The organism is Paenibacillus ottowii (assembly GCF_006874425.1).
GTDB lineage: Bacteria > Bacillota > Bacilli > Paenibacillales > Paenibacillaceae > Paenibacillus > Paenibacillus ottowii.
Genome location: NZ_VIJZ01000009.1, coordinates 127,069 through 150,735 on the forward strand (window position 1 = coordinate 127,069; position 23,667 = coordinate 150,735).

Here is a 23,667-nt window from a genome sequence, read left to right on the forward strand (position 1 = left end):
GGATAAATTATAGCAGTGATATTGTATCTGTCAAATAATGAGCAAATAAGAGCAATATCCTGTAAAATAGATATGGAATATTTAGGATTACCCTTTTCTTATTTTTACTGTAAGCAATTCTTGGAATTCGGGATTCATTAACTTGATGAATCAAAAAAATAGGAGGCAAATGATGAATCACATACTAATCGTCGAGGATGATATCGCCTTGAGTAACGGTATTATTCTTGCCCTTAAAGAACCTAACAACGTATTTACACAAACGTATGACATTGCTGCTGCAAAAGAGCAATTGAACGTCACTCCCTTTGACCTAGTGATTCTTGATGTAAACTTGCCGGATGGGAATGGACTTGACCTTTTAACCCATATACGCAAAAAAACAATGATTCCCGTCATCGTGCTGACAGCTAATGATATGGAAACAGATATTGTCACTGGTCTTGAGCTGGGTGCTGATGACTACATCACCAAGCCTTTCAGTCTGATGGTACTGAGAGCAAGAGTTGGTGTTCAGCTAAAGAAATCCAGATACTCGCTTGCAGACTCCATTCAGCTAGGCGATTTTTCCTTCTCATTTGAGAGGATGGAATTTAATAAGAATGATATACCGATTGAACTAAGTAAAACGGAGCAAAAATTGTTGCGCATCCTAATCAACAATCGAGGAAATACCGTTTCGCGTGATCATTTGATAGACAGCATCTGGACTGATGGGGCTGAATATGTAGGTGAAAATGCCTTGTCAGTTACAATAAAAAGGCTGCGGGATAAATTGGAGGATCATCCCTCCTCCCCACAATATATTAAAACGGTGTATGGGCTGGGCTACACCTGGGCGTTGAAATGAGATGACAACACTCCTCTATATATGTATTGGAATTGTCGTTGTTGCTGTATGCACTGCTGTGGTTGCTATTATGCTGTATCGCAGGAGCGTCCAAAGAACAATGAAGACTATTGAGAACATGCTGGACGCTGCGATAAGTGGCAGCTTCTCGGAGGATGTCTTTGATGAATCCGTTCTCTCTGCAATAGAAGCGAAATTTGCGAAATTTCTTTCCATTTGTTCTGTGTCCTCCAAAAATCTGCTTGCCGAAAAGAATAAAATAAATGAGCTGATTTCCGATATTTCACATCAAACGAAAACACCAGTGGCCAACATCCTGCTTTATTCTCAGCTACTTAACGAATACGAACTACCGCAGGATACCTCCACATGTGTGAAAGCTTTATCTGCGCAGGCCGAAAAGCTTAACTTTCTGATCCATGCATTAGTGAAAACTTCACGGCTTGAAACGGGGATTATCAGAGTAACGCCAAGACGGGAATCTGTTCAAAAGCTCCTTGATGCTGCATTGGAGCAAATAAAGCCAAAAGCAGATGCCAAAGGGATTTCAGTTGTTATGGAGGATACCGCTATTCATGCTAATTTTGACCTAAAGTGGACGATTGAAGCTGTCTATAACATTATGGATAACGCTATAAAATATACAGAGACAGGCGGGAGCATGACTATAAAAGTGATGGCATACGAATTGTTTTGCCGAATTGATATTATTGATAGCGGCATAGGGATTGCAGAAGAAGAACAAGGTAAAATCTTTACCCGCTTCTATCGCTCTCCCACTGTTAACACGCAGGAGGGTGTCGGGATTGGACTGTTTTTAGCTAGAGAAATTATCGCTGCGGCGGGTGGTTACATCAAGGTACGTTCACACGACGGCTGTGGCTCTACCTTCTCTATTTTTCTTTCTATGGATACTTAATCCTTTCAGTATTGTTAGATTCCAGAAAGATTGTAGAAAGATTAGTGTGCTAATGTCTGTACTGTAGATGACTACGGTCCAGACATTTTTTTGTGAAGGAGAACTTATATGGCTCTGTTAAGAACACAGGAATTAAAAAAGTATTATGGTAACGGGGATACTGGAGAGTTTGTGGCCATTGTCGGTACATCCGGGAGCGGCAAATCTACCCTTCTCCATATGCTGGGTGGACTTGATCGTCCAACCAGTGGAAACGTTACGATTGACGGCAAGGATATATTTCCCTGTAATACAAACATTCACCAATTTCTGCAACGAAAAATCGGTTTCGTTTTCTAAGATTATTATCTGATGCCTGCCTTGAATGTCTACGAAAAATATTGTGCTCAGGTACTGGATAGTAAAGAATCGTGCCTCCATAGATAAAATTGTATATACTCTAGACCTTAAACATAATTGTCAATGCATACCTCATTTTTGGTAATAGCTTGGGTCTGGGAGAAAAACAAAAATGTAATTTCAAAGAAGGGTGTTCCACCTGAATCGCCTAGAGGTATAGGGGCAATACTCTACTTTCCCAGATACGATGCAAAAGAAAGTGCCCTCATCTCAAAAGACGAGGGCACCAGACAAACTAAGAAGTGTTCCTTACTTCTTCCTTTTCATTGGTCAACTAATACCGAGTTAGACAAAATAATTCTTTCACATAAATATCGAGAGATAAGAGCTACAGTCTCCATTGGGTTCGAGACAATCATAATGGCAATTATCGCCTGGACATTGGACTTCCATTTCAAAATCCATATTATCTAAAACTTCAATTTTTTCCATGTTAATTCCACCTCCTTTCACTATTAAAATGTCATTAAAAATATCTCTAAATATTCTATTGTAAAAATCAGTATGTTATTTGGCATAATTAGTGGCTTATACAATGTTTACATCCAGGGGCACTACTCTACTTTCCCAGATATGATGCAAAAGAAAGTGCCCTCGTCTCAAAAGACGAGAACACTAGACAAGCTAAGAAGTGTTCTTACATCTTCCTTTTCATAGGTCGACTAATACTTAGTTAGGTAAAATCATACTTTCACCAATCAAACCCTTGGCTAGTATTAGAACTACAATGTCCATTGGGTTCGAGACAATCATTTCTAAAACCTCAACTTTTTCGATGTTAAGTCCACTGAACAGTATTAGAGCTACAATGTCCATTGTATTCGAGACAATCATAATGGCAATCATTAGGATTACATTGTACTTCCATTTCAAAATCAATATTATCTAAAACTTCAATTTTTTCCATGTTAATTCCACCTCCTTTCACTATTAAATTATCATTAAAGATACCTCTTAATTTTCTATTGTAAAAATCAGTATGTTATTTGGCATAATTAGTGGCTTATGCACTGTTTATATCCATCCTGTTATTTAAAACAAGGCCGTAAATTCACGTTTATTCATTATTCGTGTTTTTCCAACAACACCGCGAAGTCTCACTTTTGCAAAATAAATAATTGCACTCATTGATTTACCCGGCATAACATGAAAAAACATGGTTGCTTTCGTATACAGTCGCTCAGTACAAGCCTCATCCCACGAAATACAATGAAGCCAAGCAAGCGAATGTATTAGACCAAAAATTACTTTGATTCCGGCTGAGTTCAAGCAGAGGCACCAAAAAACAGATATCTCAGAAGGAGTCTGTCCCTCCTACATTTCCCACCACCCGTCACAAATTAATCTTTCTACTCTCACTCAAATAATCTTTCAATTCTGTTAGATTTCAGAAAGATTGTAGAAAGAAAGAGGTATTATAATAAAATTTGTGTTGTAAGCAATTACGATGCAGATATTTTTATTGGGAGGAAAGCAAAAAAATGAAGATATTAGAAACCAGAGGGCTAAGAAAAACTTACGGTAACGGGGATACCTCTGTTCATGCCTTAGATGGTGTGAATCTGGAGGTGGAAAGCGGTGAATTTGTCGCTATCGTTGGTACATCCGGCAGCGGGAAGTCCACCCTTCTGCATATGCTTGGTGGACTGGATCGGCCTACAAGTGGGAACGTCACCGTTGACGGCAAGGATATCTATTCTCTGAAAAATGAAGAGTTGACCATTTTCCGCCGAAGAAAGATTGGCTTCGTTTTTCAAAATTATAATCTAGTTCCTGTCTTAAATGTCTATGAAAATATCGTGCTCCCCATTGAACTGGATGGGAAAGAATCGGACAAAGCCTATCTGACCCAAATTACGAATACGCTGGGGCTTGAGAACAAATTATACAATCTACCGGGTAATCTTTCGGGAGGGCAGCAGCAGCGGGTAGCCATTGCGAGAGCACTGGCGGCGAAACCAGCCATTATTTTGGCCGACGAGCCTACTGGCAACCTGGACAGTAAGACCAGTCTGGATGTCATAGGGTTGATCAAGGTATCCAACCAACAGTTCGCCCAAACGATGGTGATGATTACTCATAATGAAGAAATCGCGCAGATGGCAGATCGCATCATCCGCATTGAGGACGGTAAAATAGTAGGTGGTGCGACTAGATGATCAAAATAAAAAACAGTAAGGCGGTTCGTAATTTATCAGATAAAAGTTTTAAAGCGAATAAAACCCGCAATATTATTGCGATTATCGCTATTGCCTTAACCACTTTGTTATTTACGTCTGTGTTTACTATGGGGATTGGCGCGATGGAAAGTTTCCAGCAGGCAACGATGCGACAGGCTGGTGGGGGAGGGCAGGGTATTCTCAAATATATCAACGATGAGGAATTTAATCACGTCAAAGACCACCCTCTTATTAAAGAGATAGCGTATAGCCGCTTGTTAAGTGAAAAAGTGACAAACGAGCAATTTTTAAAGCGTCGTGCGGAGTTCTGGTATCGTGACGATGTAGGGCTAAAGCTAGGATTGATTGAGCTAGAAAAAGGCCACAAACCGGTGGCAGAAAATGAGGTTATCTCGGACTCTAGTACCTTACAGTTACTGGGTATCCCCCTGAAAGAGGGCGCCCCATTGACCTTGAAGCTTGAGGTTCACGGCAAAATGGTACAGCGTGAATTTATCCTCTCCGGCTGGTGGAAGAGTGACCCCGCCGCCATGATAGCCAGAGGTCAAATTTATGCTTCTAAAGCTTATGTGGATGCACATGCCGAAGAATTACGCTACACATATAAGCAGGATCATGATATGACCGGAGCCATCAATGCAGATATCATGTTCGATAACAGCTCGAACATGCGGGAAAATCTTAATAAAGTGATTACAGAAAGCGGTTATTCCCTAGACCAAAATGCACCGAACTACATTGCAAGTTCTGTGAACTGGGCGTATCTTTCCAACACTTTCAGTTCGAACCCTGAAGCCGTCTTTCCCCTAGCCACTGGTCTGTTACTGATCATGCTTACTGGCTATCTAATCATCTATAATATTTTCCAAATCTCGGTGATGCGTGATATTCGTTTCTACGGTCTTCTAAAAACCGTCGGCACAACCAGCAGGCAAATCAGCAGAATCATCCGCAGACAGGCATTATTTCTTTCCTTAATCGGGGTTCCCATCGGCTTGCTCGGGGGTTTTGGTGTCGGAAAATCGCTTATCCCTCTGCTGCTTATGAACAATTATAGGCACGCTGAGGTAACCCTATCCCCCAACCCATGGATTTTTATCGACTCCGCTCTGTTTGCAGTCGTGACAGTTATGATCAGTGCATATAAGCCTAGCAGAATTGCGGCAACTGTGTCTCCGATCGAGGCTGTAAGATACGTAGACGGAGCTACCAAAAAGGGGAAGAAAAAACTAAAAAAATCAACTAACGGTGCTAAAATGCCACTGATGGCCCGAGTCAACTTAGGGCGCAATAAGAAGCGGACTACTTTAGTGCTGCTTAGCCTTTCTCTAGGTCTAGTGCTACTGAATACTACTTTTACATTATCCCAAAGTTTGGATATGAATAAGTTTGTGTCTAAAAGCCTCGACACTGACTTTCTGATTGCACATGCTGATTATTTTCAAGAACATTTCACCGGCCCTGACAATGCGACGGCGGAAAGCTATATTCAGGCCGTACAGGCACAACCCGGTTTTGAAGAAGGTGGACGATTGTACAGTGGCAGCCATGTATTCACTATCGAGCATAAAGAGAACAAAGAGGGGAAGGGGGAAATCGTCACTCCTGACACTCGCGGCAACTTATCTGCAATAGTGTACGGGCTTGAAGATCTCCCCCTTCACCGACTAAAATTAATTGATGGCGAACTTGATTATGGCAAGCTAGCTTCGGGAAAGTATATTTTGGAAGGGGTCCGGTTAGACAATTACGATCATCCTGAAATGGAACTATCTGTATACAAAGTAGGTGAAAAGGTTACTCTTCATAACTATATGGACACAGCAAATGCCCAGGAGTATACTAGCCATGAATTCACAGTGCTTGGTCATGTTGGCGTAAAATCATCCAATTCTGGTGTAGCCGTTGCTAGTTATACTGACTTCTATCTCCCGGCGAATATCTACAAAACGCTTGTGAAGAAGCCTGTGGTGATGAGTTATGCCTTTAATGTATCCGATAGTAAAGAAAAAACGATGGAGAGCTTCTTAAAGAACTATACCGAAATAAAGGAGCCAACGATGCATTATAAATCCAAATTCACCTCAATTGCCGAGTTTTCAGGTATGCAAAAAACAATTCTGATGATCGGCGGTACGCTCAGTATTATTATTGGTATGATTGGCATTATTAATTTTGCAAACGCGCTTCTAACTAGTATTCTGACCCGGCATAAGGAATTTGCTATACTACAAAGCATCGGCATGACCAACAAACAATTAAAAACAATGCTTGTTTATGAGGGTCTGTACTATGTCCTTGGCACCAGCATATGCTCCATCTTATTAGGAAGCCTATTTTCCGTCTTGATTGCGAGACCCTTGAGTGCCCAAATGTGGTTTATGAGTTATAAATTTATTATCTGGCCGCTGATCCTCATGCTGCCTGTTTTGCTCGCACTTGGGATATGTCTTCCTCTCGCTATTTATTCTCTGAGCGACAGGAAAACTATCGTAGAACGACTGCGAACAGCAGAATAAACACTCCTTAGTTAAGAAAAGAAATGACCTAGCAAAAACTTATAGCTAGGTCATTTCTTAGTTACTCAACTGTATAATTAGTACCCGTTCCCTAACCTCCCTGAAATTTATTATAATAATGAGAAAACAGATAAAATGCATACGTACCACCTTTAATTTGAACTCTGGTGTGTATATTCTAAACATCTGTCCTTTGATGGTCATGACAAATCCCCTTTAGAAAGTAGTGCCAGATCACATCATATATGTGCCCTTTTAACACTCTCTACCCAAAGGGGATAATATCACCGACCCCATCTGAGGAATCAGTGGGTAGAAAGAAGAAACTCGAAGTTTTTTAATATATATTCATACTCCTTCACTATTGAATAGTGTATCCTTTGAGTTGCACAAAATATGGGTGATGATTCATAATAATTTCCAGTTTGGATTTTATTAATAATTTTACACATTTTGCTGCGACAATTATTATACATAGCACACTTTGTACAAGCTCCTTGGTTCTTTTGATTGATTACGTCTAAATTGGATAAACGCTGTTCAATTATATCGGAAAACACGTCTCCCATGGAAAATTCTCCGTGTCCTACTGCAAGAATACAAGGATAGATTTTTCCTTCACTGGAGATATGAAAGCTGTTATGACAGCCGTCACAGACCCCTCTTGGTCGGAAATGTTCGTTTTTGAAATTATATAAGAAGTACTGTGCTTTGGTAAGATTGTTATTCACCATATATGAAAATATTTCGTTAAGATTACTTTGATAAACTTTCATAAGGTCTTTATTCCAATTCGAATCACTTTCATCCATCGCAAAGGTGACAATCGGGTACCCCTTCTCAGAGAGGAAAATATAATTGTCAGCAAAATATGAAACATTATTAGGTGTAACGGTCATTCTTACTCGGAAAGAATGTGATTGATGATTAATGTAATCAAGGGTTTCAATCACTCGATTGAAACTTCCTTTCCCATTTCTGTATACTCTATTGATATCGTGACTTTCCTGCTTCCCATCCAAACTAACTGTTAATTGTATATTTTTGGAGACATAATCAAGCATCTCTTCGTTATAAATAGTTCCATTTGTCGTCATTGTAAAAGAAATTTCGCCATGGTTTTTTTGTTTTAATTCTTCTACAAGATAATGAATGATCGGATAATTAAGTAATGGTTCCCCCCCATGTAATGCTATGCGTATTTCATCTTTATGTTCCAAAGGATTTGCAGCAAGCTTTTTTTCCGTAAAATCAATAGCTTTTGCAGCCGTTTCCCTATTCATCGTTTTTGGGGCTTTGCTCACATAACAATATTTACATCTCAAGTTACAATCTTCAGTTACCCAATATGTGAATTTCATGGCATTACTCTCCTTATATAAAGATTTAGCTATTCCAAACTAGTTCTTGAAGTTGTTTCTTTTGTTTTTGACATATGATATCGAACAACTCTTGGTTTTGGTGCAAATAATAGATATTGCTAATGCAGTGGTGGCAAAATAAATTAACGTCGCAGTTATTACAGGGTTCAAATTTCCATGGCCTTACACATCCTATTTTATTATGATCTGCTTTTTGATTGCCTTTAGCCATTAATTCAATTAAATTATTATCAAATACATTTCCTAAAACAAAATCATCAGACTCCATTAACCCCCCACAGGGATAGATGTTTCCATTTCCTCCAATAAATATTTCTCTTTTTGCTGGTGAACAAAGTCGACAGGTAACATCTTGAGAGGTCAGATCGTCTACAAAAGGATTTTCGGGAAAAATTTCTTCACTATTTTCTCCTGCCCTTCCAGCAGATGTTAAGATGCGCACTACGGGTTCAACTTCTAAATATTCACATAAATCAATAAACTTCTCTCTACCTCCGTCAGAAGTATATTTTGTAATAACCATTGATAATGCGATTTTTTTTAACCCTTTACTTTGCAATAGTTTTATACTTTTTATAACTCTACTAAAAACACCTTTGCCTCTAATTTGATTGCAGGTTTCTTCATCATAACCGTCCAGACTAAGGGAAACCTTATCTACATACCTAATCAATTGTTCCACATTTTTTGGGGTTATAAAAAGGCCATTGGTAGAGAGCAAAATGGCTCCGTTGAATGTTTGTTTTATGTACGCCAAAAGCTCCATGATATCTAATCGCATCATAGGCTCTCCACCCGTAACATTGATGGCTTGGGGTTTAAGAACGACGATCTGATCAATGATTTCTTTCACTTTTTCAGTTGTTAGCGCATCGGTAAAATGGGCATCCGCTGAAGCGCTGCAATGTTTACAGTGTAAATTACATCTATTTGTTAATCCTAGATAAACAACATCTAAGACCTCTTCATGAATATTGGTTAATTGTTCTTCGGTTAGAATACATTTGATATTTACTAATTCATAAAAGAGACTTGTTAAATTATGAATAACGTCAGCATGTTGAGAACTTTTGGTAGGATTTAATAATGACTCAATTTGCCCTTTATTAACTATATCCTTCAGTACAAGATAATAAGAGCTAGAGGTTTTCAAAAAAGCCCCTGATTTTGTATTCGCGATAATGACTTGATGATTATGAAATAGTTCACGTGAGTAAGGATTTAAAACATATACCATGATTTTTCTCCTCTCATACATCCCAAATTCATTTTCCACTCTATATAAATAGATCATGAATTGTTCTGATATTTACTGTTATGTCATAATCTAATGTTTTAATGCCATAAATTGATAATGATTAGAGTTAAATAGCAATGGATTCTTTAGAGTATCTGAGGGGGTGAGAGAAAGTTACGCTACATCCGTAAAAAACGTATACATAGATGTATTTCACGACATTAAAGAGGTCATTTATACCATAAATATAATTATTAGATATTCAATAGTAGAATGAGAAGTAGCTTCTTTTATATATTTGTATCAGAAGGGCGGAATGGAAATTTATGCTTAGAAAATATAATTGGATTTTTAAAGAAGTTCATAAATTTTATCTTTTTATTGTACTTATTTTAGTTTTTCAAGCTTTAGATACAATACTTAGCATGATAATTCCCCAATACATAAGTAAAATTGTTGACTCTGGGTTAATATCCAAAGATCTCTCCTTAATTGTGAAGTTTATAGGAATAGCAACAGGCTTATTTATTCTATCTCACCTATGCAGTTTACTTTGTGAATTCATTTTTGCCGAATTAGGTAAAAGAATCTCTTATGCTATGAAAAAAAAGTTGTTAGAAAAGTTTTTTGTTTTGCCAGGTGAGACCATTACTTCAAACAACGATAAGCTATTTTCCCTGTTTATTAACGACATCGGAATCATCGAAAGATTAGTATCCCACGGTATCCCAATGCTGATATCAAGCTTACTTTTTCTAATTGTTATTTGTATCGTATTGCTTTTTTTCAACTACAAATTATTTACACTCGTACTTTTGATCATGCTTTTAACAATGATTAGTCAAATATTCTTTAATAAAAGAATTACGCAAAAGACAAAAGCAGTTATGAATGCTTATGATGACTCTATTTCTTATATTAGGCATACGCTTGGATCACTTCTGTATTCTATTGGAATGGATATAAAAGACTATATTTTGGGAAAGTACATGCCTTTAGAGGAAAAATCACTTGAAGCTTATAGACTGAGAAGCAATACAATTATCGTAGCTTCCACTGTCCCTTCTGTCATTACCTCTATTGGAAGTGTATTGCTTTTGGGGATTGGTACAATTTTAGTAATGAAAGGCCAAACAAGTATGGGAGTACTGACGGTATTTGTTTATTATTCAAATCAGATCATAAGTCCCATCAAAAGTGTTACAAACTATGTGGCCGCTTGGAAGCAGGCAAAAGTATCAATCGAAAGAATTGAGTCGATTATAAGAGCTGAAGAGGTGAAATAAAATGGACATAGAATTTAAAAATGTAAGTTATAGCTATAACGGTTTGGAAAAAGTGCTATCCGATGTCTCGTTCTCTGTTCATGGAAATCATATTTTTTGCCTTTCAGGACGCAACGGGGCAGGAAAAAGCACACTATTAAAATTACTCACCAAGATTAATTGTAATTATACAGGTGAAATCTTAGTGAACGAAAAGGAAATGAGAGAATGGAAACGTAAAGATATTATCAGCAAAATAGGGATTTGCTTCCAAGAACCCGTCATGTATGTAGATACGATCTTTAACAATATAACTTTGGGGCAACCGGGTATCCCTATGACGCAATTGAATTCATATATTGAATTATTGGATACCAAGAAATTTATCGAAGAAAGTAAAAAAGATCAAATAATCGGTAAAAACTTTTCTTTATCAGGAGGACAGCAGCAATTAATTTCGATACTGCGGAATATCTATACTAATAAAGAAGTATTAATTTTTGATGAACCCACTTCAAATTTAGATGGTGTTGTAAAAAAGAACTTTATTGATCTATTAGATGATCTAAAGTACAACCATACCATTATATTAATTACACATGATAGTGAACTAGGGAGTAAATATGAACAAATATTGTTGTAATGCAGGAGCAGGACGTAGCTGCATAAGCGTCTACGCCCTTTCAGGAATTCGGTTCCTATTCTAAGTCCCATAAAATAATATTGACGCAAAACTGATCTCCCACGGTCCTTATATCCAGGATTCCTGAGTTTTCTTTTACAATCTGCTTGACACTTTTCAATCCAAAACCATGATTTTTTCTATTCTTTTTATTACTTATAAAATTACTATTTACAAACAGTGGATTAAACGTATTGGAAATCTCTATATAAAGCTGCTTTTCATGATATTTTAATTTTATATCCATTGTTTTCTTACCTTCAGTTACCTTGTCACAGCCCTCTATTGCATTATCCAGCAAATTACCAAATACAACGGCTATAATATTATTATTTAGAGAAAATTTTTCTGGAAGAAAACTATCAACGTTCACTACAATACTTTTTTTAGTAGCTAAATTTATTTTCTCGGTGAGTACGTAATTAAGCACATTGTTGGGTGTATATTTCTGAGTTTCAGTACATTTAATATCTGAGAGAATTCCTTCTATAAACCCCTCAGCTGCCTCTACGTTATTTTCTTTCAGCAATCCTTTTAAGGTCAACAGTTCATTTCTCATATCATGCCTGATTCTCCGAATTTCTTTCTGCGATTTTTCCAGATTATCATAATGAATATTTTCTGCTTTGAGATTGAAGTTTAATAATTCCTGCTCTATCATTTCGCCGTACATTCGGCTTAATTGTTCATAAATAATTAACATGATGATATTGATTGATAAAACACCAATCATAGAAATTACACTTAACCACTCATTTGGGTTCTTACCTGACATTAAAATCAAATCAAAATGACTGCACAACATGCAAAGAGTTATGATAGGAACTGCAAACAAACACATGTATAAATAATGCAGAGTAGTTTCTCTTTGATAAACATCTATTTTAAAAAGTAAAGGGACCCATAAAAAAAAGAAAAATTTACTGATTTCTGAGAGGAGAGCACCCGCTTCGTAATAATAAGACACATTATCTGATGTAAGGAGTACATTTGGAAAACAAGCATTCATGATGGCGCAACATACTCCTACAGATAAGATTTCAATTGCAATTACAACTGTACCCCAACACAGTTTTGTTGTTATATGATTTTTTGGGTAAAAACAAAGTATAGTGAACACTGGAACAACGTTTAGCATAACATCAAATGTTGTTTTCAAAAAGTACATACCGACTACTGTCAGACCTATTAATGCAATCGTAAACAGCCAGATTTTCTCCGTCGAAAGTCCCCTTTTAGTAAATAAAACTTTATTCAGAAATCTACTTATAATGAAAATATCAAAAGAATTTAGTATAAAATCAAACATGACTCTTTCCAATTAGAATCTCTTCCTCATATAATTAATCATTTTTTGTTTAAAATCTTTTTTATACTTTCTACTGATCGGTAGTTCCAAATAAGTGTCCTGAATTTCGCCATTTACGATCCGTTTCATCATAATATTTTCGCATTTTATTCCCACAACGTATTTCAGGTTAATGATATACGAAGCATGAATCTGAGTGAAAGCCATGGGATCAAGTTGAGCAAGTATTTGTGAAGTTGTCTGATTACACTTATACTCTTTTGTCTCTGTATAAATATGAGCAGCCCTTCCACTTTTCTCAAAGTACATAATTTCATCTTCGTTTATAATGAGCTTATTTCGTTCATAGCTAAACTCGAAATAACTATGTGAACTATGCAAATAGTGATCAGCTCTTTGAAGAACCTCAAAAAGGGTTTCTTTATTCACAGGTTTTAGTATGTAATCAAAGGTTTGTACTTTAAATACATCTGGCATGTATTCGTCATAATTGGTTACAAAGATAATTACAGCTTTATTGTCAAACTCTCTTACTTTTTTGGCTAAACTAATGCCATCCATATCCGCCATCTCAATATCAAGCAGATAAATATTGTATTCCGTTTTATTCTTAGCTACATATTGCAGCAACTTTTGCCCACTTCCAAAAGTATCTACTTCTACTTTAGTAAAGGGATATTCTAACGTAAACCTCTCCACCCGGGCCAGTTCTACATTTGTATCATCACACAGAGCAATGTTTAACATCCAATCACATCCCTACATACATTAATTATTCTTAATTGTAAAGTATCGTGTATAAGTTAACTCATGCACTTCACATCAATGAATTAATTCTCAGTTGCAAGGAACAATATGATTTCCGGTTATGCCCAGCACAATTCCAATCCCCTCTTTGCTGGGTTTATTATGGAGTTTCAAAGTTGACCTTATTTATTATATAGATCTTACTAATTACATATATAGTATACCATTTCAAGTTTTCTATAATCAACTCTTTTTTCTAAATAAATACATTTTTATATTTTTATTTAAATACTAAAAATATAGATTTCAAACAGCTTAATTTGATTAAATACCTAGCTCCTCCAAGTATTTCAACAATGCAGCGAGAGAACATACATTTAATATATGTATATTGTGATAATCGTTTAAGGTATGATTCAACTCTTTTTCTAATATATTCCAAAAATAATTAAAATTGTTAAAAGTTATTCCCGTCAACTCACAAATAAAAGGAACTTTATATAAAGTATGGATGTCAATTTCAAGATTAGTAGTTTCATAAATCGCCTTTTCTATATACCTGCCAAATTTTTTTACTAAGTTACTATCCATGTCAGCATCAAGGATAGGTTTAAATTCAGGTACTGTCACCTCATATTCCAAAGCACTGCGTTCAAGAATATCATTAACCTCTGAAAACGTGATATCTTCATTATAAATGACAGAGTTCGTCACCTCAGAAGAGATCAGTTGCATACTTCTCCCCACACAAAGAGCATTCGCTTTAGAGGTACCTTTAAAAAAGGCAAATCGTTCGGCAAGTGTATAGACAAAAATTGGAGCTTCATCAAATACGGCTTGGATCTCTTTATTTTTTGAAAACAAAAATGACTCAATTGAACAAAACATTTGTCCATTTACACCAATGACGGTTGGCAAACTAGCTGGATAACTACGTTGACTGCCATTTTTTACTGATACAAATACAAGTTTATTTTGATCCACTAACTGCTGTGTAATTTGGTTAAGTTGCTGATAGTATCCTTCTGAAGTGACCGAAATGCTTATGCATATATACTTAATATTCAGATTAAGGCATTTTTCCAACGCCATCTTCAAGAGTCTAGTACTTGTTTTCCCTTCTTCATTTGCTATTTTTATGATGTAAAATTGAGCCTCACTAAAAACTTGCATAATCGTATCTGCCACAGATGTTCCATGCCCATGGTCATCCTGAAAATCATTATCCTCGATAATTTCGTTTCCTGAAAATTGAAATCTCACTCCATCTATAACATGTTTACTTAAACTACGATTCGTCATGTCCATTCCAGTATCAATTATGACTACTTGTTTGTTGTTAAACATAGTCTTCACCTATCCTATCAAATTTGTAGAATGCTATATATAAATTAGCACTTTAGTTTGATATAGAATGTGTAAGTGATAAAATAACCAATTTAATGCTATAAAAAGCAAATTTCCGATAAAAATGTATTAAAATTTCAATGCTGACCATTTATAATTACGAGTTACTAGAGTATTCAGCAAGAACGAAAAATGACACAATATGCGCTGATTATTACAGTAATTTTTCTACATAGACCAACTGTAGTAACCTTATTCATAGATTAACTACAGCTTAAGAATACAGGCTATCTAGAGCAATTAATCTCAATAGTCTGTTAAAGCTCCATATAAATATTTTAAGAAGGTGATAATCAAAATAATATTATATGTCCGTAAAATTAGTATCAGACAAAAAATTAATGTGGAGGTTTCTTATGATAAAAAACCGAAAATTTCTACCGTTCAAAATAGCTTTTATATTCTGTATGTGTTTGACAAGCTTTTTCATTGCTAATGATACTAACTATGCTGCAAAACATAAGAATTTTACGACTATAGAACAAAATAAAAATATTCCGACAGTTGAAGAATACGAGAATGATGTAAAAGATTTACCTAGACTTAATGCGAATGAAACCATGGAAAAATTCAACTCGGGAGAAGGTTTTTACCTTTATATTGGTAGACCTAGCTGCTCCGATTGTCGTGAATTCTCTCCCATTTTAAAAGAATTTTCTGTCCGTATATCACAACCCATCTATTATTACAATCTGGATGGTGGGGACTGGAAACCAGTCATTCGGCAATTTCTTAGAGATCACATCAATTTACAAGCTACTCCAACATTAGCATATATTAAAGATGGAAAAGTCGTTGCCCAACAAGTTGATACTGGACCAAATGCGGATGAATTGCTAACTATTTTTGCCAATTGTCCTCAGTAACCTTTCGCATTTCAAAATGATCGATCCAAATCATTGAAACTTTGACTCGCAAGATGGAATTCTTTGAAAAAAGCGTCCTTCTTGCGAGTCTTCTATACTTTAAAATTTAACCACAATTCCCACTCTTCCCGTAAAAGCCCCATTCGGATCGAATCATAATACTCTCCGTTATAATATCTGCACTTGCGAAGCCTGGCTTCGAGGGTCATGCCTAGCTTCTCTCCAACCCTTATCATCCGATGATTTCCTGACCAGGTCGTAAAGCCCACTCTTACTAGAGGTAATGTGTTAAACAAATGTGTGATCCATAGTCTAAATACTCTTGTACCATAGCCACCGCACCAATACTGCGGATTATAAATGCCAATTCCCATTTCAAGCCAACAGGAGGGTTGATGCTCCCAATAGTAGCTAACCGTTCCAATGATCTTGCCTTCCACCTCAATGAGCCAAAAATCATCTTGTTCGACTCGCTTATTCTTATCTATCAAGTAATCCTCAAAAGAGAGCGCCTTATGTTCATAATAAGGCGCATCCCATTGCTTCCACTCCGGCGCTTCTTCTTTATAGGTTAGCGTCCAAAGTGCATATAAGTCATCTTCTTTAACAGGCCTAATGGTTAAATCTTTATCCGTGTAGATGGAAATCACCCCTGACCATCATTTCTTACTACTGGGCTCGCACCTTATTCGCATCTGGCTTGATTTCCGGTGGAATAGGGCATACATATGGCTGATCCCCGAGTCTGGCTCGTAAGTCAGTCTGAGCCTTCGCTACCAGATCGGCTGCTCCAGCAGCTCGGCGGCCGTAGCAGCCATGACCTTGGCGGCATGCAGCATGCCCTTGTGGCCGATGGAGGTCGCACCTGAGGCAACCCACTGCCATGTATGCGCCTGTGTTCCTACAGGAAAGCAGGCGATCGTGCACTGTACGGTCGGCCTAATCCAGCTTACATCGCGACATCGGTTAATCCATACAGCGGCTCGGTGCCCGAATAAGGCTGAAGAATATCAGCCATATCCTTATCGCGCAGCCCTGGATATTTGACCACGATTCCTGCAAGCTCCTGCTCATCCAATGTCGTACGTATTTCGGCGGCATAGGCCAGTTCTTCCGCTGTAAATTCCGGCACGCCCAGCTGTTCAAACACGCGGTACATGGTTTGCTCCAGCATTGGGCAGGTATCAGGTTGAAGCATGCTTTGTCGAATACGATTTCAACCTCCGTCCCCGACATCAGTGCCGCTCCGCGAGCAATATCGCAGACCCGCTTGTAAATATGCTGCACCTGCGACGCTTGCGGTGCCCTGATCAGATACAGCACCTCTGCATTTGCCTGTACGACATTGGGAGAAAAGCCTCGGCTTGGACCCACAACGTATATATGAACATACTCCTCCTGACCTGTATGCAGTGCGGCGGTTATCAGTCCTACACCTGTCTTTGGCTATATCGTAGCTATTTTACAGGAGAGTGGCAAGAACATGGTATGTGCGGACAGAGTGCAGCAAGTTTCATTATAGGTTTCTATTTCTCCAAATTTAGTTCTATTGTTTTATTGATCTGAACCTTCTCCGCTTCACTCGGTGCATTCATCATCTCAATTTCATAGCTGTTCTGTTTAGGCGCCATGACCGATACTTCATACTCCCCTTTTCCCTCTTCTATTCGAAGCTTGTTTTTACTCCAGCCTTCCTTATCCAAATTGCCTACAAACAATTTCTGGTATAAAGCATGCGACTTATAAACCTTCGCATCAAAAGCCGGGATATTAAAGTAGATGCTCATTGGGTTGTCCGGATTTTGATTGATATTTAATTTCAGGAATCCGTCCTCATAGCGAGCTTTCGTAAGCAGCATTTCCTTATCCTTGAAATGGAGTATTTTGGGGAGATGCTCGTCCAGCGACAATGGGAATGATTTAATTTCCGTCAGTTTTACGTGGCCTATCTTTAAAGCTAGCCGGCTAACCTCTTTATCAAAATACGGTGAAGACGCAAAGACAAGCTTAATCGTATCTGACCCCATGCGCCCACTTTTCTCATCCACATCTCGGTAAGTATCCAGCTGATAGGCATTCCCCTTATTGTCGGTTAATTGAACAGACAGATCGTTCCAATCCAAATCAAGGATATGATCCCCTGCGGAGTTCAGGTGCAGTGTCACATAAGTGTTCATCGGCGTAACTTTGACTTCCTGTACATCAATTGTTTGAATTTCTGGATTTCCTGTTACTTTAACGGATTGCTGTTGAGGATAAATCTTATCCTCCTTCCACTGACTTTTGTCAAATTTTACATTTAGGATATGTTTTTCGGGAAGCTTCTTGCCTTGTTGCGGCTCATAAAAAACAAAACTAAGCTTTGTCGGATTGGTGTTTAAAAAGGAAGCAACCTCTTGTGGCGTCAATTCTGTCATCGTAGGAATCACCATAATCGGTTCTCCGGTGTGTTCGTCATGAACAATTTTTAATATGCCACTGCCGTAACCTGGAAAATCCATACTTTTTACGTAGTAACCAACCGCTTTCCCGTCTACCCCGAGGCTCCCGTCTGAGTTGGTAATGATATTGCGTTTGATTCTGTCGGACCGGACAAATACTTTATAAACCAGCTTATCACTTGTCAAGTAGACATCGCTCAGACCTACTGTCGCATCCCCGAGTTGTTGAACTACCGGTGCAGACGGCTGATACTGATGACTGTTGGCATTTTGCACGCCGTCACTTTTGCGCAGCGAAGTTAGCCAGTCGGAGGCAACAGAGAAGCCTGGAATACTACCCACCAAACTTGCGAAAGCGGGAGATACTTGCGCTGTAATCAGGGTTAACGCCACAGCGGCTGCACAGCAGGCCGTAAGTACCATAGCCAGTTCCCTGATCCGGGGACGAACACGACCGGTCTTACTCTCAGCAGCATGCACACTGATATTCTTGGCAAAGTCATGCAGCTTCTGCGGTGCAGCCAGTTGATTCAAGGCATGCTTCAGCTCCTGTCCATGCTCTACCGGCAGTTCTACCGGTATGTCCCGGTTTATGTTAGACATCAAAAATCACCTTCTTTGGGTTGATATTTTGGTTAAGCTTGAGCAGTTTCATCCGGGCTGTGTGGAGTCTGGATTTTACAGTTCCCTCTTTGACTCCAAGAACCTCGGAAATTTCCTCCACGGACATTTCTTGATAGTAATACAGCACAATCACAGAGCGATGGCGTGTGTCCAGTGACATGACTTGGCTCAGAAGCCGGTGCCCGCTCTCCTTTTTCATGACGGCATCAATTGGCAAATCCTTACTATCTATAAGCTCTGTATTATCCAAATGACCTGTTCTCTTCGTCTGTTTGGAACGCAGCCGTGCCAAATCCATAGCCCTCATGGCCGCTATCTGCTTGAACCAGCTCCCAAAGCTGCGAATTTCTTTACCGTTCATAATAGCCCTGTACGCTTCAATCATGGCATTCTGGACGGCGTCCTCTGCCAAATGCGTGGAATGCAGGATGGCCACAGAAGTACTGTAAACCCGGTCTAGATAAGGCTTCACCAGTTGATAAAAAGCATCCTTGTCACCATCCCGGCACTGCTGCATCCATAGCTGTTCGTTATCCATCCGCATCACCTCCTTTATTAGTCCTACAGTATATAGGCGATGCTGGTCGCGTTCCGGTTCATTTTTTTACTATTCTATTGTATTTACGCCGTTATTACTTCACTCGCAGGCAGGAACGGATACGTACTGTGTCTGCTTGCTAAATGTATTCAAGCTCCCTTTTTCGCCAAGCTAAAGAATATCAGTTGACAAACAATCAAAAATAATATATCTTAATATCAAGATAATAAATATAAAGAAAAGTTTAGGACGACGGTTTATTTTACTTTGAAAAACCTAATCATATAAAAACCAAGGAGGGCAAATAACATGAAATTGTTAGGATTGCATCACGTTTCGGCGATTACAGCGGCAGCGGCTAAAAATGTTGAATTTTATACTCAGGTATTGGGGCTTCGGCTGATTAAGAAAACAGTGAACCAGGACGATGTTAGTGTGTATCACCTCTTTTACGGAGATGAGCGCGGAACCGCGGGTACGGAAGTCACTTTCTTTGAAATTCCACATGCTGGACAAACTCGCACAGGGAATAACAGCATTTCGGCGCTCTCTCTACGGGTACCGAACGACAAGGCTCTGGATTACTGGAAAAACCGCTTCGAGCAGCTGGATGTGAAGCATGGTGAAATTATAGATCAAGCAGGACGCTTGGCGCTTTCGTTTGAGGATTTTGAAGGACAACGCTTCTTCCTCGTTTCAGATGAGCATGATCACGGAATGCGCGGCGGCACGCCTTGGGAGAAGAGCCCTGTCCCTGCGGAATACGGCATCGTTGGACTTGGACCGGTTCATCTGACGATTCCCAAAGCGGAGAATACCATTCTTATTCTTGAACAAGTGATGGGCTTCCGCAAAAAGGGTTCCTACCCTTCCCCAGTTGCTGGACAACCAGATGTGGTTATCTATGAAACAGGTGAAGGTGGTACGGGAACTGAAGTTCATCTGGAAGAGCGCAACGATCTGCCACAAGAACGACCAGGACGCGGCAGTGTGCATCACGTCGCTTTCCGTGTTGAAACCGAGGAAGAGCTCAAACAGTGGGTAGACCGTATTGGGGAGCTGCAAATCTCCAACTCTGGTTTTGTAGATCGCTTCTATTTCCGGTCCTTGTACTTCCGTGAGCCAAACGGCATTCTGTTTGAGTTGGCTACCGATGGACCTGGCTTTGACACTGACGAGGAATTGGAGTTTCTGGGCGAATCCCTGTCACTGCCTCCATTCTTGGAATCGCGCCGTGCATCTATTGAAGCCAATCTCAAACCACTCAACACCAAACATGAATAAGGTATATTTGCTCTAAAAATAAACACAAAGCCGAGACTTCTACATCATGTAGAGGTTCCCGGCTTTTTTCGTGCAACTGCTCTGTTTTCATTTCAAAAAGCATCCCATCTACAAGCTCTTCGACTAGATAGGCTAAACAGGCAAGTGAAATCCCATTTTGGGCTGTGCTTATAGCTTTTTATCATCCACGCTGTTCAGCCATGCTTCGATTTCCCCGATCACAGAGGCGATACAGCCATCTTGGAACGGCGAGATCAATCCAGCCAGTTCAACCAATCCGGTAAAGGATCGGCTTCCCCCGGCACGGCACAGCTTCAAATAGTCTTCCCACGCTGCCGCCCGGTCCTCGCCCATACGTTTCCAAAATTGGAACGCACACAATTGTGCCAGTGTATAGTCAATATAATAGAACGGAGATTGAAAAATATGTCCCTGCTTGTGCCAGAATCCGCCCTGCTCAAGGTACTCGTTGCCTTCATAATTCAGATGCGGTTTATACTTACGTTCAATGGAGCGCCATGCACTTTTACGTTCAGCTGGAGTCCAGTCCGGGTGTTCATATACAGCATGCTGGAATTCATCTACGGCTACGCCGTAAGGCACGAACAGCAGCGATGAAGATAGATGTTCAAAGTGATATTTGTCCGTATCTTCCTCGAAGAACAGCTTCATCCAAGGCCATGCGAAAAATTCCATACTCATCGAATGGATTTCAGCCGCCTCCATGGTTGGCCAGTGGTATTCAGGAATTTCAAAGTGCCGGCTTTCATAGACCTGGAAGGCATGACCTGCTTCATGCGTCAATACGTCGATATCACCGGATGTACCATTGAAATTGGAGAAGATAAACGGCGTGCCATATTCGCTCAGAAATGTACAGTAGCCTCCGCTTTGCTTGCCCTTTTTGCTGATTAAATCCATCAATCCACGCTCGACCATAAAACTGAAAAATTCATGTGTTTCTGGCGAAAGCTCCTCATACATACGCGCTCCATGACGAAGAATCCAGTCCGGGTCGCCTTTTGGCGTAGGATTGCCTGACAAGAAGTTGAAGCCCTCGTCGTAATAGCGAAGCTGATCTACTCCGATCCGCTCGCGTTGGCGTTCTTTCAGCTTGGTTGCCAGAGGAACGATGTGCTTCAGCACCTGCTCGCGGAAATTGGCTACCATCTCTGCATTATAATCTGTACGCCCCAAGCGGGCGTAGCCCAATTCCACGAAGTTGTCATAGCCCAGCTTATGCGCCATGCGCGTGCGTACCTTCACCAATTCATCATAGATCCGGTCCAGCTCGTCCTCATGCTCACTCATAAATTGATATTTGGCCTCAGAGGCCTGTTTACGCGTCTCGCGGTCGGTTGCCATTTCAAAAGGCAGGAGCTGAGACAATGTACGTTCTTCCCCCTCAAACGGGATTTTCGCTGAGGCAATCAACTGAGCATATTCCGAGGTCAGCTTATTTTCCTGCTGCAAATCCTCAATGATATCCGGGTGGAACGACTTGAGCGCCACCTCGGCAATACTGAAAAGCTGGCTCCCCCATTGGCTCTCCAACTCAGCTCTAAATGGAGACTCCATCAACGCCCGGTAATAATCGGTTACATACTCCTGGATAAGCGGCATGAAATCATCAGCGTACTCTTGCTCCGCTTTGTAAAACGCATCTTCTGTGTCAATGGAGTGCCGAATTTCCACCAATTGCAGTTGCGTATCCACGTTACTGCGCAGCTTGTTAATCGCATGAATAACTTCATTTTGACGTTCTACATTGTCTGCTTCACGAAACTGCTGCAACAGCGTTTTAAACCGCTGTTCAATTTCAGGTTGCACTGGTCGGCTATAAGCCATTTCGCTGAATAATGTCATTGCTCCGTTTCCCCCTTTAATGTAATAAATCTGATGCCTATTATACAGTACGATTAGACCAAACTGGAAGCTGGAATGCCAAAATAATACAACCTTAAAAGCCGCAATACCATGTATTGCGGCTTTTATGCCTCATCTAACTCTATATATCAAAAAGTCACTGTCTAAAACAATCTAATATATATCCAGTCTAATGGAGATTTATAAGTATCTCTAGGATCGCAGACCCTCGTACCTTTATTGATTTTGCATACGGTGTGCCACATGCAGGGTCGGACCAACAAATTCATTAAGCTTGAAGCTACCTTCAATGGCCTGTGTAATGAATTTCTTGGCTTGATCCACCGCCTCGCGTACAGTCAGTCCTTGTGCCAAGCCAGCCGTTACCGCAGCCGAAGTGGTACAGCCTGCACCGTGAGTAAAGTTGGTTTGTACAACATCCGCTTCAAACCAGTCAAAAGTAATTCCGTCATACAGCAGATCCATCGCCTTACCAGCGCGAATTTTGCCACGATCCTTGATTAGCACGTGCTTAGCACCACGTTCGTGGATAATGGCAGCCGCTTCCTGCATCTGCTCTAGCGTCGTAATAGGTCCACTTTTCGCCAGTTGTGAAGCCTCGAACAAGTTCGGTGTTACCAGGTCAGCGCCGGGAATCAACAATTCCAGCATCGCCTCTGTATTTTCTGGCTGAAGCACTTCATCTGTGCCTTTGCAAACCATAACCGGGTCAATCACAATCCGTTTCAGATCATGCTTTTTCAAATGGCTGGCAACCAGTTCGATGATATCTACGGAACCCAGCATACCGGTCTTCATCGCATCAAAACCGATACCTTCCAATACAGTACGCAACTGCGCCTCAACCACGTCCAATGCAATAGGATATACAAGATGGTCCCAGGTTTTAGGTTCCATCGCCACTACAGTAGTTAATACAGTCATGCCGTATACGCCAAGCTCCTGAAAGGTTTTCAGGTCCGCCTGAATACCTGCTCCGCCGCTTGTGTCGGAGCCGGCTATCGTTAGTGTTCTGGGAATCGTCATTAGTACATGCTCTCCTTCACTTTCTGTGCTGCATTTATCCTAATCCTGCATACGAAACTTGTCAACGCGCAAAACGATGCTTTCTATGCAAAAAGTCACAAGAAT

General features: G+C 39.7%; 22 protein-coding genes and 1 pseudogene. 10 read left to right on the forward strand and 13 right to left on the reverse strand.

What is annotated here, in order from left to right; translation table 11 throughout:
- Positions 1-172 precede the first annotated feature (172 nt).
- From FKV70_RS20130 to FKV70_RS20140, 3 genes and pseudogenes are all read left to right on the forward strand, one after another.
- Positions 173-850, forward strand: coding sequence for a response regulator transcription factor (locus FKV70_RS20130; protein WP_064797260.1), 678 nt, complete (start codon positions 173-175; stop codon positions 848-850).
- A 1-nt stretch (position 851) separates the two neighbouring features.
- Positions 852-1,769: a sensor histidine kinase gene (locus FKV70_RS20135; RefSeq protein WP_142613987.1), complete on the forward strand. Its 918-nt coding sequence runs from the start codon at positions 852-854 to the stop codon at positions 1,767-1,769.
- Between the two features lie 108 nt (positions 1,770-1,877).
- Positions 1,878-2,244 (forward strand): annotated as a pseudogene (locus tag FKV70_RS20140) (ATP-binding cassette domain-containing protein); the annotation flags it as partial.
- A gap of 227 nt (positions 2,245-2,471) precedes the next feature.
- Here the strand turns inward: FKV70_RS20140 and FKV70_RS26955 are convergent.
- Both FKV70_RS26955 and FKV70_RS26960 read right to left on the reverse strand, forming a co-directional pair.
- The gene (locus FKV70_RS26955; RefSeq protein ID WP_280115096.1) at positions 2,472-2,600 is read right to left on the reverse strand and encodes a hypothetical protein; all 129 of its coding nucleotides are present in this window, start codon (positions 2,598-2,600) and stop codon (positions 2,472-2,474) included.
- A gap of 346 nt (positions 2,601-2,946) precedes the next feature.
- Entirely contained in the window at positions 2,947-3,075 is a 129-nt protein-coding gene (locus FKV70_RS26960; RefSeq protein WP_280115097.1) for a hypothetical protein, read from the reverse strand.
- Positions 3,076-3,649: 574 nt separating this feature from the next.
- Here FKV70_RS26960 and FKV70_RS20145 point away from each other — a divergent pair.
- Entirely contained in the window at positions 3,650-4,327 is a 678-nt protein-coding gene (locus FKV70_RS20145; RefSeq protein WP_142613989.1) for an ABC transporter ATP-binding protein, read from the forward strand.
- Entirely contained in the window at positions 4,324-6,867 is a 2,544-nt protein-coding gene (locus FKV70_RS20150) for an ABC transporter permease (RefSeq protein ID WP_142613990.1), read from the forward strand. The genes FKV70_RS20145 and FKV70_RS20150 overlap by 4 nt, the downstream gene beginning before the upstream one ends.
- Before the next feature lie 305 nt (positions 6,868-7,172).
- Here FKV70_RS20150 and FKV70_RS20155 read toward each other — a convergent pair whose 3' ends face one another.
- Together FKV70_RS20155 and FKV70_RS20160 are read right to left on the reverse strand one after the other, a co-directional pair.
- Entirely contained in the window at positions 7,173-8,228 is a 1,056-nt protein-coding gene (locus FKV70_RS20155; RefSeq protein ID WP_142613991.1) for a radical SAM/SPASM domain-containing protein, read from the reverse strand.
- A 25-nt stretch (positions 8,229-8,253) separates the two neighbouring features.
- A complete protein-coding gene (locus FKV70_RS20160; RefSeq protein WP_142613992.1) occupies positions 8,254-9,486 on the reverse strand; it encodes a radical SAM/SPASM domain-containing protein in 1,233 nt (410 codons plus the stop codon).
- A gap of 326 nt (positions 9,487-9,812) precedes the next feature.
- On the opposite strand from FKV70_RS20160, the gene FKV70_RS20165 reads away from it, so the two are divergent.
- Complete coding sequence (locus FKV70_RS20165) at positions 9,813-10,772, forward strand: ABC transporter transmembrane domain-containing protein (RefSeq protein ID WP_142613993.1); 960 nt, start codon at positions 9,813-9,815, stop codon at positions 10,770-10,772.
- Between the two features lies 1 nt (position 10,773).
- A complete protein-coding gene (locus tag FKV70_RS20170; protein WP_142613994.1) occupies positions 10,774-11,394 on the forward strand; it encodes an ATP-binding cassette domain-containing protein in 621 nt (206 codons plus the stop codon).
- Between the two features lie 55 nt (positions 11,395-11,449).
- On the opposite strand, the gene FKV70_RS20175 is transcribed toward FKV70_RS20170, so the two are convergent.
- The 3 genes from FKV70_RS20175 to FKV70_RS20185 all read right to left on the reverse strand — a co-directional run bounded on the left by FKV70_RS20175 (position 11,450) and on the right by FKV70_RS20185 (position 14,836).
- Positions 11,450-12,754: a sensor histidine kinase gene (locus FKV70_RS20175; protein WP_142613995.1), complete on the reverse strand. Its 1,305-nt coding sequence runs from the start codon at positions 12,752-12,754 to the stop codon at positions 11,450-11,452.
- A complete protein-coding gene (locus FKV70_RS20180; protein ID WP_142613996.1) occupies positions 12,755-13,489 on the reverse strand; it encodes a LytR/AlgR family response regulator transcription factor in 735 nt (244 codons plus the stop codon).
- A gap of 324 nt (positions 13,490-13,813) precedes the next feature.
- Positions 13,814-14,836 carry a S8 family serine peptidase gene (locus FKV70_RS20185; RefSeq protein WP_142613997.1) on the reverse strand — a complete coding sequence of 341 codons (1,023 nt, stop codon included), beginning with the start codon at positions 14,834-14,836 and terminating at the stop codon, positions 13,814-13,816.
- Between the two features lie 416 nt (positions 14,837-15,252).
- On the opposite strand from FKV70_RS20185, the gene FKV70_RS20190 reads away from it, so the two are divergent.
- Positions 15,253-15,762 carry a DUF6568 family protein gene (locus tag FKV70_RS20190; protein WP_142613998.1) on the forward strand — a complete coding sequence of 170 codons (510 nt, stop codon included), beginning with the start codon at positions 15,253-15,255 and terminating at the stop codon, positions 15,760-15,762.
- A gap of 92 nt (positions 15,763-15,854) precedes the next feature.
- Here the strand turns inward: FKV70_RS20190 and FKV70_RS20195 are convergent, their stop codons facing one another.
- Positions 15,855-16,403: a GNAT family N-acetyltransferase gene (locus FKV70_RS20195; protein WP_142614094.1), complete on the reverse strand. Its 549-nt coding sequence runs from the start codon at positions 16,401-16,403 to the stop codon at positions 15,855-15,857.
- A gap of 87 nt (positions 16,404-16,490) precedes the next feature.
- On the opposite strand from FKV70_RS20195, the gene FKV70_RS26285 reads away from it, so the two are divergent.
- Positions 16,491-16,631, forward strand: a complete 141-nt coding sequence (locus tag FKV70_RS26285) for a hypothetical protein (RefSeq protein WP_208738430.1) — start codon at positions 16,491-16,493, stop codon at positions 16,629-16,631.
- A gap of 80 nt (positions 16,632-16,711) precedes the next feature.
- Here FKV70_RS26285 and FKV70_RS26290 read toward each other — a convergent pair whose 3' ends face one another.
- The 3 genes from FKV70_RS26290 to FKV70_RS20210 all read right to left on the reverse strand — a co-directional run bounded on the left by FKV70_RS26290 (position 16,712) and on the right by FKV70_RS20210 (position 19,365).
- The gene (locus FKV70_RS26290; RefSeq protein ID WP_208738431.1) at positions 16,712-16,921 is read right to left on the reverse strand and encodes a hypothetical protein; all 210 of its coding nucleotides are present in this window, start codon (positions 16,919-16,921) and stop codon (positions 16,712-16,714) included.
- A gap of 367 nt (positions 16,922-17,288) precedes the next feature.
- The gene (locus tag FKV70_RS20205) at positions 17,289-18,806 is read right to left on the reverse strand and encodes a hypothetical protein (protein ID WP_142613999.1); all 1,518 of its coding nucleotides are present in this window, start codon (positions 18,804-18,806) and stop codon (positions 17,289-17,291) included.
- Positions 18,799-19,365, reverse strand: a complete 567-nt coding sequence (locus FKV70_RS20210; protein WP_142614000.1) for an RNA polymerase sigma factor — start codon at positions 19,363-19,365, stop codon at positions 18,799-18,801. The genes FKV70_RS20205 and FKV70_RS20210 overlap by 8 nt, the downstream gene beginning before the upstream one ends.
- Before the next feature lie 309 nt (positions 19,366-19,674).
- On the opposite strand from FKV70_RS20210, the gene FKV70_RS20215 reads away from it, so the two are divergent.
- Positions 19,675-20,649: a ring-cleaving dioxygenase gene (locus FKV70_RS20215; protein WP_142614001.1), complete on the forward strand. Its 975-nt coding sequence runs from the start codon at positions 19,675-19,677 to the stop codon at positions 20,647-20,649.
- Positions 20,650-20,817: 168 nt separating this feature from the next.
- On the opposite strand, the gene FKV70_RS20220 is transcribed toward FKV70_RS20215, so the two are convergent.
- Together FKV70_RS20220 and thiD are read right to left on the reverse strand one after the other, a co-directional pair.
- Positions 20,818-22,515, reverse strand: coding sequence for a M3 family oligoendopeptidase (locus FKV70_RS20220; protein WP_142614002.1), 1,698 nt, complete (start codon positions 22,513-22,515; stop codon positions 20,818-20,820).
- A 237-nt stretch (positions 22,516-22,752) separates the two neighbouring features.
- Positions 22,753-23,562: a bifunctional hydroxymethylpyrimidine kinase/phosphomethylpyrimidine kinase gene (gene thiD, locus FKV70_RS20225; RefSeq protein WP_142614003.1), complete on the reverse strand. Its 810-nt coding sequence runs from the start codon at positions 23,560-23,562 to the stop codon at positions 22,753-22,755.
- Positions 23,563-23,667 lie beyond the last annotated feature (105 nt).